Raw genomic sequence first — 13,077 nt, 5'->3', positions numbered from 1 at the left:
CCATTCATCGAGGAGCGACCTAAAGGAGAGATTCTGATGAAAACTACGCGCAACAAACGACTGACAACAATGGTGACTTTGGCGATGCTCGGGACGATTTCGTTCGTACTCATGCTATTCAACTTCCCGCTCCCATTTTTACCGCCATTCCTCAAAGTGGACTTTAGTGACATTCCCGCACTCATTGCCGGGATCGTCTTCTCCCCACTCGCAGGAGTCGTGGTCGTCGGATTGAAAAACGTCTTGTACTACGTCTTTAACGGTGGCGGCGTTCCGGTCGGAGAAGTCGCAAACTTCTTCGCAGGTGTTGCATTCATGTACCCGGTCGCTTGGTTCTACCACAAACGCAAGTCGAACAAAGCACTCGCTTCTGGATTACTTGCTGGGACAATCACAATGGCACTCAGCCTCGCCATCTTAAACTATCTCGTCATCTTGCCAGCCTATGCCTTCTTCTTCGGGATGGCAGACATGGCCGACCCGGCCGTGAAGACGGACCTTGTCCTTTACGGGATCTTACCATTCAACTTGATTAAAGCGATCTTGATCAGTGCGCTCTTCATCCCACTCTTCTTGAAATTGAAGCCGTGGATCGAACGCCAGCGCGTACAACTTCAAGCATAATTGATATACGAGCATCTGGGCGTTGCCTAGGTGCTCTTTTAATACTTTTGATTAGGAGGAGTTTGATTGATGAAATATGAACAGGATTTGATTGATTTCTTACAACAAGACAAAGAACTGATGCGGCACCTACATACTGTAGCTACTCTCAATCTTCCGGATTGGTGGATTTGTGCGGGTTATATTCGGGCAAAAGTGTGGGACCACCTTCACGGATATGAAACATCGACGGAGACGGATGATGTGGATGTGATTTATTTTGATTCGACCCAGTCCGAAGAATCAATCGAGAAAGAATTAGAGCAGACGTTGTATCAAATGAATCCAGACGTACCTTGGTCTGTGAAAAATCAAGCAAGGATGCATCATGTGAACCACCTACCACCATATACGTCATCGGTCGATGCGTTAGCGCACTTCCCCGAGACCGTGACCGCGATTGGGGTACGTCTCCAAGCGGATGGTTCACTCACCCTCGCCGCCCCTTACGGAATTCAAGATTTAGTCACCATGAACGTAAAACCGACACCACTTTTCGATTCGAACACTTCAAAGCACCCCATTTACCAGAAGCGTTTAAAGGAAAAGAAATGGCCCGCCAAATGGCCAAACATAAATATACATACATTCTCCTCATACTAAAAAACGCGATCACCGAAGTGATCGCGTTTTCTTTTACCGATTAAAGAAGAAGTCCAGCTAATGTAGCTGACATCAAGTTCGCAAGCGTACCTGCGAGAATCGCGAGAACACCCATGCGTGCGATGTCACCACGACGGTTTGGCGCCATACCACCAAGACCACCGAGAAGGATCGCGAGTGACGAGATGTTGGCGAAACCACAAAGTGCGAATGCGATCATTGCTTCTGTACGAGCTGACAAATCACCAGAACCGATGATTGGCGCAAACTCAGAGAAGGCAACGAATTCGTTCAAGACTAGTTTTTGACCGAGGAAGCTACCGAATTGTACAGCATCCGCCCAAGGTACACCGATTACGAATGCGAGTGGTGCGAACACGTAACCGAGAATCAATTCGAGTGACAAGCTATCAAATCCGAAGAGTCCACCGACCGAACCGAGGATCAAGTTGACGAGCGCAATCAATGAAACGAACGCGAGAAGCATTGCACCGACGTTCAAAGCAAGGAAGAGACCGTCAGAAGCACCACGTGCCGCTGCATCGACGAAGTTCGCCGCTCTGTCTTCTTCTTCCTCTACGATTTCGATATCGTCATCATATTCTTCTGTTTCAGGAACGATGATTTTTGCGAACAAGAGACCAGCTGGCGCTGCCATGAAGCTCGCTGCGAGCAAGTACTCAAGCGGTACACCGAGTGCCGCGTATCCAGCAAGTACAGAACCGGCAACTGATGCGAGACCCCCGACCATAACTGCGAAAAGCTCAGACTGTGTCATTGTAGGAAGGTACGGCTTGATGACAAGCGGTGCTTCCGTTTGACCGACGAAGATGTTCGCTGTTGCTGAAAGTGACTCTTTACGTGACGTACCAAGTGCTTTTGCGAGAGCCGTACCGAGGATACGGATGACCCACTGCATGACGCCGAGGTAGTAAAGCAAAGCGATTAATGATGACATGAAGATAATAATCGGAAGAACTTGGAACGCGAAGACGAAGTTGTCGCCACCGACAGCTGTTCCGAATACGAAGGCGATCCCGTCACCGGCTGTGTTCAAGACAGCTTGAACCCCGTTCGAAATCCATTCAAGTGCCTTACGTCCCCACGCCGTATACAAGACGAGAAACGCAAAAGCGAATTGAACAGCGAATGCTGCCAAGACCGTGCGCCATTTGATGGCTTTACGGTTGGTAGAGAAGATGTAAGCGATTGCAATTAGTGCCAAAATACCAACCACACTCATGATTTTCATTGATATTGTGCTCCTTTCATATTAAACAAAGCGATTATATGTGTCATACCCGAAAAGAGATGTGCCCTACCGTTTGAAACGCTTTCTTTTTATCGTTGTTAAACGTCAGACAACCTACATTCGAACCTCTTAGAATATAACATCCCTCTTTTTAAAATGCAACGGGTGAAATAAAAAAGTTTGAGGTCATCCCTCAAACTTTTTACCATGCCATCTCTTCAATTTTTTCATACACCTTCGTTACGAGTTCTTCAGGCGTTTCCCCCGTCACCACTTCCCCGTCAACGAGGCAAAAGAGATCAAGGGAACAGACACCACAGTAGCCTGTACAGCCATATTCGACCACATCAAGGTCTGGATCGGATTCTAATTTAGCCCGGGCAATCTGTGAGCCCATCGCCAAATTCGAGGCACAAAATTCGATGATTGGATTCATCATATATGTCACCGTCTTTCTATATGTGAATTATCGGAAAATGGTTCTTCTACGGCAGATTATAACATGATACAGTTGAAGAGTAACAAAGGGGGATTATTATGCGCAAATTAGTCGTCTTAGGAGGCGGTTACGGGGGAATGCGTGTCATCGAGAGAGTGCTTGGACATCAGTTGCAAGACATCTCGGTCACGCTCGTCGATCGCTTGCCTTATCATGGATTAAAAACAGAGTATTACGCACTGGCCGCAGGAACGGTATCAGACCGCGATATTCGCATCGACTTTCCGGATGAAATCGATTACATATACGGACAAGTCACGGATATCGATACCGAAGACAAAATGGTTCTGCTCGCGAGTGGAGAAAAAGTGCCTTATGACGACCTCGTCATCGGATTGGGATGCGAGGACAAATACCACAACGTTCAAGGGGCAGCGGAGTTCACGTACAGTATTCAAACACTTGAAGAGTCACGGAAGACACAACAAGCGATCAACGGTCTACGACCAGGGTCGGTCGTTTCTGTCGTCGGTGCCGGGCTCTCTGGTGTCGAACTCGCAAGTGAATTGCGCGAGAGCCGACCTGATTTGACGGTCCGTTTGTTCGACCGTGGACCTTCGGTGCTCTCGTTCTTATCCAATCGTGTCTCGATGTACGTTCAGTCGTGGTTCGAAGAGCATGGCGTCGAAGTCATCAACAACGCCAACATTACGCGTGTCGATGCCGATGGTTTATGGAACCATGAAGACTTGTTCCCGTCTGACTTGACCGTTTGGACGGCCGGGATTCAACCGGTGGCCGTTGTACGTAATCAAGGTTGGGAACTTGATGGGGGCGGACGTGTGAAGTTGACAGAACATCATTTCGTCCCGGGACTCCCGGACGTATTTGTCGTTGGTGACAATGCAAGCTTGCCATATGCACCATCCGGACAACTCGCAGAGGCTCAGGCCGAACAGATCGTCCAAGTGCTTCTTTGTAAGTGGAAGGGACTGTCTTATCCGGAGTTACCAGACATCAAACTGAAAGGGACGCTCGGTTCCCTCGGGAAGAAGGCTGGCTTCGGGGTGTTCATGGGGAAACAATCACTCACCGGTAAAGTCGCCCGACTATTGAAGTCCGGCATCCTTTGGAAACATAAAGTCATCAAATAAACAGGAAAGAGTGGCAGTCGCCGGACTGCCACTCTTTTTATAAACGCTGTGCGGTATCCATTAACTGTGTCGACGACGTTGCGATTTGTGTCGTCGCCCGCTTGAGCTCGGCAATCGACTCTACGATTTCATCAATGTCCCCAGCGAGACTGCCCATCTGTCCGTCGGCATGTTCCGAGTCGCCCGAGATCTGGAGGAAGGCATCTGTCACTTGATTGATTCGTCCCATCGTCTGCTTCATCTCTTGCTCGGTTGAGAGCACTCGGCTCGATGTCTCTTCCATTTGATTCGTGAGCCGCTTCACCAAATCCTCGACTTCTTCCGCTGCTTGTTTTGACTGACTCGCGAGCGTTCGTACTTCTGATGCGACGACTTGGAATCCTTTTCCTTGCTCTCCTGCCCGTGCCGCTTCAATCGCAGCATTCAAACTGAGTAGGTTCCGATTTGTTTGACTGAATCTGCAATCGTCATGATCTCATTCATCAATCTTTCAAGCGCCTTGATTTCTTGAGCCGAATCGGAAAGGTCCTGCGCAATCTCGTCAAGTCGTCCCGTCTCTGATAAAATCGTATCTTTCCCGCTCACCGAAGAGTGAAGTACCGTCCTAAGTTTTGTCTGTGTCAGTGAACTTGAATGCTTCATATCATCTGCCCGTTCATTCATCGACTGAAAACTGGCCATGACCTCTTGGGAGAGGGCTGCCAAATCTTCACTCGCCTGTTGAATCGTCTGACTGATTTCATCTTTCACGTGCTGCATCTGGTCACGGACGACGTCCGCTTCATCATCAAACATCTCGAGGACGATTTGTTGCTCGAAGTTAAAGATTTTTGAGACGGCCATCATAAGTTTCATTTTCGAGTCCGCATCGAGCTGCTCATGTTGAATCGATAAGACGAGCGTCTCAAATATTTTTTGGAAGGCTGCCATATACCACTTCCCTTTCAGACCAATCAGATAATGACGTTTGGCGATGGCAAGTCGTCGGTCGATATATGCTTCATTCAACTTCCCTTCAAACATTTCCATAATATGATTGGAAAGGGTCAATTTTAATTTGTCCGAAGACGAATGTTGCCGAATCAAGTCTTTCATCTCGTCAATCTTTTCAAGCTCTTCATAAAACACATCAACTAACCGGGGTGTCAGTTGACGTAGTTCCTGTTGATAAGCACGCAAATAGGCGAGATCTTCACGTTCGAGGCGAATCAACTGACGTTGTCGTTCCAACTCATCCGGTAAATCGATCAACAAATGCTCCATTTGGGACGAGGTGTCTAAATGGATTGGCATATTTCGTTTTCGCGCAAACATTGAACAGTCCTCCTTCAGTAATGGATTTGAATCAATTTTCAAAATATTATAAAAATTATACAAGTTATGTTCAGTCTAGCCCGAGAGACAAAAGTTGTAAAATCTTTTTCCGAATAACAAGTCAGTAAAAAACTGACCTTTGACAAAGGTCAGTTCAAAGTCTCTCTGTAGAGACCAATAATTCTTCAGACGAGGTCGCAATCTGACTCGTTGCTTTTTGTAATTCAATAATTGCATTCGTCACGTCTTGAATCTCCTCGAACAGATGATTCATCCTGCCATCCGTTGCAGTCGTGTCGGTTGCGATTTTGACGAACAGTTCCGTCACTTGGTGCATCCGAACCATCGCATCTCTCATCCCTCGCTCCGTCGTCGTCACACACGCTGTCGTTTCCTGAATTTGTCGATTTAAGCGTTTTGTCAGTGCCTCAACTTGTTCGGCTGATGTTTTCGATTGATTAGCGAGCTGTCGTACTTCTGAAGCTACAACTTGAAAACCTTTGCCCTGCTCCCCGGCACGAGCTGCTTCAATCGCAGCGTTCAAGCTAAGCATATTCGTTTGCTCAGCAATTCGTTTGACACCGTTTGTAATCAAAGTAATTTCAGACATCAATTGATTGAGTTCACCCATTTGATTGGCGGAATTAGATAAATTTTCAGATATAGTTGTCAGGTGTGTCGTCTCATTCATCAACGCTTCTTTTCCAGACTGTGATGATTCCCGCATATCTCCTAGAGTCATTTTCGTTCCCTCGCTCATCGAACGCATGACAGAAACCTTATCATTCATCACACTAAAGTTAGCTGTCATCTCCTGTGTCATTGAAACCAATTCTTCAGTGGTCATTTGAACCGCTCGACTCATCTGTTCTCGGTAATCGATTTGCTGTTGCATATTCGATGCTTCTTCATCGAACATTTCTAACACCATCTGTTGTTCGAAGTTAAATATTTTCGTCACTGCTGAAATGAGTTTCATTTTCGAAAGCGAGTCAAACGATTCTGCCTCGATCTTCTCTAAAACATGGTCAAAGATTTTTTGAAATGCCGCCATATACCACTTTCCCTTTAGACCAATCATATGATGGCGCTTCGCAATTCGATATCGTTTTTCAATATAAGCGGTATCAATGACACCCTCAAACATCTCACTGATATGAGTCGTTAACGTCACTTTGAGCCGATCCGACGACGAATGCCGATTGATCATTTGTTTCATCTCTTCAATTTCCTCTAAGCGACTATAAAATAAATCGACGAGTTGAGGTAGTACTTCTTGAATGCGAAACCGATAACTCCTTAAATAGGCCAGGTCTACTAATGTCAATTGAATCAACTGCCTTTGTTGATTTAGTTCAGGTGAAAGATCGATTTTGACTTGATTCATTTCCACACTTTCATCTAATGTGATCTGTACTTCAACTTTTTTTCGAAACATCGCAGTCGCCTCCTATACTTCATATAATAAATAGGATACAAAAAGACGAACTTATTTCCTTCATTCAAAAATAAGATGATTTTGTAAACAAAAAAAGACGATTTCATCACATTTGAAATCGCCTAAATTGCCACATTTTAATTTTGTTTCGCTTCAATCGCCGCGTACACTTTTCGTAATTGAACGACCCCTTCGTCAATCACTTCCCCGTCGAGCAAGACGAGCGGATAAAACCACTCATCGTCTTTAAGCGCCTGGGCAAACTCGTCCTCACTCTGTTCGAAATCGATGTACTCGAATGAAAAGGACTGTTCCGGATACTTGCGGCCGAGCGCACTTTGCAACCATTCATACGTCTCGGTCGAACTCGGCGCGCCGACGCAACTGGCACATTGAACCTCTGCCCCATATACTGTAATTTTCATCTTCATTCCCCCTCGAAACCATTATACAAAAATCTCCCCTTCTCTCGATGACGAAACGCTCAGCGTAAATGATTGAGAAACACTCTCAAACTTGCTAGAATAAAGTAGAACGAGAAAGGGGTAGATACCATGGAAATGTTTGATCAAGTCCAAGAAGTGCTCGATAAATTGCGTCCGTTCTTGCTTCGTGACGGCGGAGACGTCGAACTCGTTGATGTGGAAGAAGGCATCGTCAAGCTCCGTTTGATGGGTGCTTGCGGCAGCTGCCCGTCTTCAACAATCACGCTTAAAGCCGGTATTGAGCGTGCGCTCATCGAAGAAGTACCAGGCATCGTCGAAGTAGAACAAGTATTCTAAGTAAAAAGGGAGACATTCGTCATCCCTTTTTTTCGTGCTTCCATTCATCTAAACTCTCGACCATGTAGGTTGGGAGTTTTTCTTGTTCCTGAACAAATGCTGGACCGTGCACACCCGAGTTAACGTGAAGGGTACGAATCCCACCATTGATTCCAAATAGAATATCCGTGTGATAGTTGTCCCCGACCATCACGACATCCTCTTTCGTCAATCCAATCATGTCGAGCGCGATGTCGATCATGACCGGTTCCGGCTTCCCAATGAAGAACGGTTCTTTCTCGGTCGTCACCGTCAATACGGATGTGAGGGCACCGTTCCCCGGTAAAAATCCACGTTCTGTCGGAATGGCGATATCTCCATTCGTCGAAATGAATCGGGCTCCTGACCGAATGGCGATCGCCCCTCGCGCCAACTTCTCATACGTGATGTGACGGTCGAGACCGATGACCACATAATCCGCTTTCGGTTCATCCGTGACGTGGAACCCACGAGATTCAAGAGCGAGTCGGAGTCCGTCTTCGCCAATCATATAAACGCTCGCCCCCGGAGACATCTTCTCAATATAAAAAGCCGTCGCCATGGCACTCGTCAAGACGTTCTCCGCCTTCACATTTGCCCCCATTGAAATCAACTTATCCGCAATCTGTTGTTGCGTCATCGAGGCGTTATTCGTGACGAATAAGTATGGGACGCCCGTCGCTTCTAATTCGTTGACGAATTCAACAGCCGCTTGAACAGGCTCCGTTCCGGCATACATCGTACCATCTAAATCAAACAAATATCCTTTAATCGGTTCCATCCAATCACTCGCTTTCTGGTAAGAATGCGGACACTGGTCCAAGTTCAACCTCTAAGTAGTTTCGAACTTGCGTGGAGAACGCTGTGAAGTCTTGTTTTGACGTCTTCACCCATTCATCAAAGCGTGACGCGTCGGCATCGATGAACTCACGGACATAGTAAGCACGCATTCCGACTAGCGCTTTGGTTGCATTACCCGTCTTCTCATCGAGTACGCGCTCATCCAGTAAGATGTCGACAATATCTTCATAGCTACCCGGGTCTCGCATGATAAATCCGTCAATCATCGAGTTCCCTACGTCGATGACCCCTTCCATCAGGAGGACGGCCATTCGTTGTTTCGCGAGTTCTACCGTGAACGCATTCCCGCTCAATTGGTCGGTATGTGCTAACATCGTCTCCATTTGTTCCAGTGTCTGATTAATCTTCTCTCTATTCACAAAATACATGATGATCCCCCCTGTTGTTAATACTAATCCTTTTTCGTTCTGGAGAAAAGAATCTGTCCTATTTACATCATTTATAAAATTGTGATACACTAATCAACGGATTTAAGCCGTAAAAAGTATAACACATTTAATAGAGATAACGCGGAGGGTACAACACTATGGAACGTGAATTAGCATTAGAAATCGTACGGGCAACAGAAGCAGCAGCACTTGCATCATCGAAATGGATTGGACGTGGGCAAAAGAACGAGGCCGATGACGCAGCGACGTCAGCGATGCGCGAAGTTCTCGGAACGGTCAACATGGACGCAACGGTCGTCATCGGAGAAGGTGAACTCGATGAGGCACCGATGCTCTACATCGGTGAACGACTCGGCACGACATTCGGTCCAAAAGTCGACATCGCCGTTGACCCACTCGAAGGAACATCCATTGTCGCAAAAGGACTCGGAGATGCGATGGTCGTCATCGCTGTTGCTGATGAAGGTGCCCTCCTCCACGCACCAGATATGTACATGGACAAACTCGTCGTCGGTCCGAACCTTAAAGGAAAAGTCTCGCTCGATGAACCACTCGAGTCCATCATCGAAAAAGCGGCAAAATATAACAATAAACGGATTGAGGAAGTGACGGTGATCATGCAGGATCGTGACCGTCACGAACATCTTCGCCAAGCCGTCATGAACGTCGGCGCACGCGTAAAACTATTCGAAGATGGGGACGTATCCGCTGGAATCGCAGCTGCCGTCAAAACGAACCCGATCGATATTTTCATCAGTACAGGCGGTGCCCCTGAAGGTGTCATCACGGCCGCCGCTGTCAAAGCGCTCGGTGGAGACATGCAGGCCCGACTCCATCCGATGAACGAAGAAGAATCGGCTCGCGTCATTTCAATGGGATTAGAAGATCCTCTCCAACTTCTCACACTCGACGACCTCGTCAAGAGTGACGACTGCATCTTCGCCGCAACAGGTGTCACAACGGGCGAGTTGCTCGATGGCGTCAAGTTCTTGACAGATGACATCGTCGAAACGACATCACTCGTCATGCGTTCGAAGACTCGTACGATTCGTAAAGTCGTGGCCGAACACCACTTGTCATTGAAGCCATACTTACAAAAAACCGAAGTCAACGCTTAATCAAAAACGCCTCGCTCAATAAAATGAGCGAGGCGTTTTGTTAATTAGAAGCCTTGTTCTGTTCCGTGTACCGGCTCGTCCGAACCAACTTGGTTGTCGCGAATCGAATCGTAGAACGTCGCATACGTCGTCGAGAAGTAAGGTCCGATGAAAAAGAACCCGATTCCGAGCGTCAAAATCCCGACGAGGAACCACCCGAAGAACGACAAGAAGAGCATGAACGCTTCCATTTTGTGTCCATCCATGAGACGGCGTGATTCTGTGATCGACTCGAGTGCGGAAAGCTCAGGCTGATCGCGTAAGATATATGGCGTCAGCGAGTACGAGAATCCTTTGATGATTCCAGGTACAATTAATAACAATGTCCATAATATGATAAAGAGGCTCATCACAAATGACGTGATGACATGTTTCACGTAACGTGTTTGGAACGGTTTAAACATCGTCGAGAGGGATGCACCCTTTTCACGTGATACGCCGAGCGCGAGCCATGACCAACCGATGGCAAGGGGAGCAATCAAGATTTGAAGAATGGTCGACACGAAACTTAACGTAGCGTCTGTCGATGTGAAGGCTTCCGGTGAGTTCGGATCCATTTCAGGAGCGAACCATTGTGGAATTCCATTAATGATGAGGAACAAGAGTGCCAACCCGGCCATCAGCCACCATTTTCCTTTCAAGGCGTGTCGTGCATGTTGTTTCCATTCAGATCTCATAGTAATCCATCCTTTTTCATAGTCTTTCTATAGTGTACGTGAAAAGACTAAAATACGTTTCAAAAATTCATAAAAAAAGGGAAAGGATTTTTCCTTCCCGCTTAGCGAATCATCACATTTCCTAAAAAGAACTGAGACATAGATAAGATCAATAACAACACCCCGAGTGATAATACAAGGTGAGATGTGACTTTGAAGACGCGGCTTCGTAAGAACGAATGGCCATATTCAAAGCGACGGACGACCAACACATGGACGAGTTCAAATGCAATGACTGCCGCCGTAAAATAAAAGGTCATCATAATATGGAAGCCAAAAAAGAACATGGCCAATATCCCTAGTCCGAAATTATGAATTCGATTATGGACGTCATCCCGATCCCCGACGGTCGTTTGTACATGTTGCATCCAAATCACCTCACTGATTAAAACCAAAAACGACGAAACTATCCTTAATGACAATTTATCACATTTTTCCAACCTCAAAACCGGAAGTCACGACTTTTTACCTAAACGAAATATTTGGAAATCAAATGTAATAAAAAAAGTGCTGACGGCTCAGCACTTCACACATTTGATTCATCGGTCTTGTTGAACTTTCGTTTCAACTTCAGTTTTTGTTTCGTCCCCCCAAAGACGGGACCACTTTCTTCTTCGTTGATTTCCGTTTCTTTCTTCAAAACGAAATAAGGACATCCAAAGTTGCAATATTCGTATACGTAATCCATCACGTGATCAATTCGGTTCTCATAGGTCGCCAATTTGGATTGCGGTTCATAGAATCCCTTCAATCGCAATTGACCGTGACCCCAATCACCGACGATATAATCATATTTATCCAGCACGTCACTATACCGTGCGATAAACGCCTCTTCATCGAAGCCGTCCCGCTTTTCTTCTAAGACGGTATATCCGTGGCGATTCACTCGAATCATCGCTTCCACCTCCACTCTATTATCATAGCATGTCAAATACGAACCGCTCTATCCTTTTCGAATCACTTCATGACGGGCGACGATTGTTTCTCGTAATACATCCCGCAGAAGTTCGGGCATAAAATATCGCTTCGGTTGGTCTGCCAAATAAGGAAGGAGCGGACCGAACGTCAACATATCGACCGTCGCGACACGGTACGTACGATTCGGGTTCAACGGTTCCCCCATAACGTAGTATTGTCCGTCGCATTGTTCAATTTGATAAAGACTCGGTTCGCCGAGCACCGTTCCTCTGAATCCAAGACCTCTCACATGCATATTCGTAAACGTCTCTTCACTCGCATCGTTTAGGAAACGTGCTAACGTCTTCCCGTCAAGTGTTAACAGACATGGGTTGATGGGATGTGGGCAAATTCGATGCAACATGTTTAGTGTCACCTTGCCGGGAGCGAGTCCTTCAAGCAAGACACCGGATGGAATGATTCCGACATCAGCCTGACACCAATCCGTCATGCCTTCCACCAGTAGATCAGCAAGAGGAGAAGAACCGAACCAATCGGAAGCGTACCCGTCTGTCTCCGCAATCGTGATATCGAGGAGCCGCTCGGCTTCTGCTCCTTCTGAATCTAATAAAGCCAATGTATCTACACTGTCATCCTGATGGGATAACTCGTGGAGACGTGCTTCTTTTGTCGTCACACCTGTTTCATCCAGTGTAAGTGTGACCTCACCGACATACTTTCCATATTTCCCGGCCTGTGCAATCAACACGCCGTTCATTGTCACGCCTTCATCCAAGACGTGATGCGTGTGTGCACCAAGAATGACATCGATTTCTGGGAACCGATTCGCCAAACGTTCATCCGCATAATAACCGAGATGACTAAGTGCGATAATCACATCACATCCAGTAAGTTGATGCAATGCCCGCTCTGTAGCCGCAACAGGTGATTCGATTTGCCAGCCGAGTTCGGGATACAACTCTTCATACGGAGCAGTCACTCCAAACAAACCGATTTTCAATCCATCTTGTTCAAGAACAAGCGTCTCGTCGACCCAGTCTGGTCGTGACCCGTCCGCTTCATAAACGTTACCAAGTAAAATCGGGAACGTCGCATCTTCATATAGCTCCGCGAGCCAATCATGTGGAAACGTGATGCCTTCATTGTTACCAATCGTGACGGCTGTCGGTTGAAGTCGTTCGAGTAGACGAACATTCAACTTCCCACGCGTCACTTCAGTAGCGGGATGGGTACGATCGGCATGGTCCCCCAAATCGAAATAGAGTGTTTGGTCAGTTCGATGTTTCTCTAAAAATGAAACAAGTTTCGGCCATTGGTCGAACTTTGAGTGAAGATCATTATAGTGAAAAATAGTAAGTTTCGTCACGGCCATT

At 46.7% G+C, this 13,077-nt stretch carries 16 protein-coding genes and 2 pseudogenes; 5 read left to right on the top strand and 13 right to left on the bottom strand.

What is annotated here, in order from left to right; all coding sequences use genetic code 11:
- The first annotated feature begins 36 nt into the window (after window positions 1-36).
- Complete coding sequence (locus KNO94_RS05390) at window positions 37-624, top strand: ECF transporter S component (protein ID WP_214778070.1); 588 nt, start codon at window positions 37-39, stop codon at window positions 622-624.
- Between the two features lie 69 nt (window positions 625-693).
- Window positions 694-1,266: a nucleotidyltransferase family protein gene (locus KNO94_RS05385; protein ID WP_214778069.1), complete on the top strand. Its 573-nt coding sequence runs from the start codon at window positions 694-696 to the stop codon at window positions 1,264-1,266.
- A 40-nt stretch (window positions 1,267-1,306) separates the two neighbouring features.
- Here KNO94_RS05385 and KNO94_RS05380 read toward each other — a convergent pair whose 3' ends face one another.
- Window positions 1,307-2,518 carry a NupC/NupG family nucleoside CNT transporter gene (locus tag KNO94_RS05380; protein ID WP_074033522.1) on the bottom strand — a complete coding sequence of 404 codons (1,212 nt, stop codon included), beginning with the start codon at window positions 2,516-2,518 and terminating at the stop codon, window positions 1,307-1,309.
- Window positions 2,519-2,720: 202 nt separating this feature from the next.
- On the bottom strand, window positions 2,721-2,957 hold the full coding sequence (locus tag KNO94_RS05375; protein ID WP_012726828.1) for a YuzB family protein: 237 nt from the start codon (window positions 2,955-2,957) through the stop codon (window positions 2,721-2,723).
- 98 nt (window positions 2,958-3,055) lie between these two features.
- On the opposite strand from KNO94_RS05375, the gene KNO94_RS05370 reads away from it, so the two are divergent.
- Window positions 3,056-4,111: an NAD(P)/FAD-dependent oxidoreductase gene (locus KNO94_RS05370; RefSeq protein ID WP_214778067.1), complete on the top strand. Its 1,056-nt coding sequence runs from the start codon at window positions 3,056-3,058 to the stop codon at window positions 4,109-4,111.
- 37 nt (window positions 4,112-4,148) lie between these two features.
- Here the strand turns inward: KNO94_RS05370 and KNO94_RS05365 are convergent.
- The 5 genes and pseudogenes from KNO94_RS05365 to KNO94_RS05350 form a co-directional block, all read right to left on the bottom strand.
- Window positions 4,149-4,550, bottom strand: a pseudogene (locus tag KNO94_RS05365) (methyl-accepting chemotaxis protein); the annotation flags it as partial.
- A complete protein-coding gene (locus KNO94_RS05360; protein WP_251125855.1) occupies window positions 4,535-5,374 on the bottom strand; it encodes a protoglobin family protein in 840 nt (279 codons plus the stop codon). The pseudogene KNO94_RS05365 and the gene KNO94_RS05360, both read right to left, overlap by 16 nt.
- Before the next feature lie 205 nt (window positions 5,375-5,579).
- Window positions 5,580-6,116 carry a methyl-accepting chemotaxis protein gene (locus KNO94_RS15480; protein ID WP_251125854.1) on the bottom strand — a complete coding sequence of 179 codons (537 nt, stop codon included), beginning with the start codon at window positions 6,114-6,116 and terminating at the stop codon, window positions 5,580-5,582.
- Window positions 6,117-6,341: 225 nt separating this feature from the next.
- Window positions 6,342-6,812 (bottom strand): annotated as a pseudogene (locus KNO94_RS15475) (protoglobin domain-containing protein); the annotation flags it as partial.
- A gap of 188 nt (window positions 6,813-7,000) precedes the next feature.
- A complete protein-coding gene (locus tag KNO94_RS05350) occupies window positions 7,001-7,288 on the bottom strand; it encodes a YuzD family protein (protein ID WP_214741528.1) in 288 nt (95 codons plus the stop codon).
- 129 nt (window positions 7,289-7,417) lie between these two features.
- Here KNO94_RS05350 and KNO94_RS05345 point away from each other — a divergent pair, with 129 nt between their 5' ends.
- The gene (locus KNO94_RS05345) at window positions 7,418-7,645 is read left to right on the top strand and encodes a NifU family protein (protein WP_012726833.1); all 228 of its coding nucleotides are present in this window, start codon (window positions 7,418-7,420) and stop codon (window positions 7,643-7,645) included.
- 19 nt (window positions 7,646-7,664) lie between these two features.
- Here the strand turns inward: KNO94_RS05345 and KNO94_RS05340 are convergent, their stop codons facing one another.
- Together KNO94_RS05340 and KNO94_RS05335 are read right to left on the bottom strand one after the other, a co-directional pair.
- A complete protein-coding gene (locus tag KNO94_RS05340; RefSeq protein ID WP_214778060.1) occupies window positions 7,665-8,444 on the bottom strand; it encodes a TIGR01457 family HAD-type hydrolase in 780 nt (259 codons plus the stop codon).
- Between the two features lie 4 nt (window positions 8,445-8,448).
- The gene (locus tag KNO94_RS05335; protein WP_214778059.1) at window positions 8,449-8,892 is read right to left on the bottom strand and encodes a DUF86 domain-containing protein; all 444 of its coding nucleotides are present in this window, start codon (window positions 8,890-8,892) and stop codon (window positions 8,449-8,451) included.
- Window positions 8,893-9,050: 158 nt separating this feature from the next.
- Between KNO94_RS05335 and glpX the strand changes: the two genes are divergently transcribed.
- Complete coding sequence (gene glpX / locus KNO94_RS05330) at window positions 9,051-10,031, top strand: class II fructose-bisphosphatase (protein ID WP_214778057.1); 981 nt, start codon at window positions 9,051-9,053, stop codon at window positions 10,029-10,031.
- 44 nt (window positions 10,032-10,075) lie between these two features.
- Here the strand turns inward: glpX and KNO94_RS05325 are convergent, their stop codons facing one another.
- From KNO94_RS05325 to KNO94_RS05310, 4 genes are all read right to left on the bottom strand, one after another.
- Window positions 10,076-10,747, bottom strand: coding sequence for a DUF975 family protein (locus tag KNO94_RS05325; protein ID WP_214778055.1), 672 nt, complete (start codon window positions 10,745-10,747; stop codon window positions 10,076-10,078).
- Window positions 10,748-10,848: 101 nt separating this feature from the next.
- Window positions 10,849-11,154 carry a hypothetical protein gene (locus KNO94_RS05320; protein ID WP_214778049.1) on the bottom strand — a complete coding sequence of 102 codons (306 nt, stop codon included), beginning with the start codon at window positions 11,152-11,154 and terminating at the stop codon, window positions 10,849-10,851.
- 158 nt (window positions 11,155-11,312) lie between these two features.
- Window positions 11,313-11,681: a YutD family protein gene (locus KNO94_RS05315; RefSeq protein ID WP_047795125.1), complete on the bottom strand. Its 369-nt coding sequence runs from the start codon at window positions 11,679-11,681 to the stop codon at window positions 11,313-11,315.
- Between the two features lie 48 nt (window positions 11,682-11,729).
- The gene (locus KNO94_RS05310) at window positions 11,730-13,076 is read right to left on the bottom strand and encodes a bifunctional metallophosphatase/5'-nucleotidase (protein ID WP_214778047.1); all 1,347 of its coding nucleotides are present in this window, start codon (window positions 13,074-13,076) and stop codon (window positions 11,730-11,732) included.
- Window position 13,077 lies beyond the last annotated feature (1 nt).

This window comes from Exiguobacterium sp. s22 (assembly GCF_018617455.1).
Taxonomy (GTDB): domain Bacteria; phylum Bacillota; class Bacilli; order Exiguobacteriales; family Exiguobacteriaceae; genus Exiguobacterium.
This window is presented reverse-complemented; position numbering and strand designations above follow the sequence as displayed.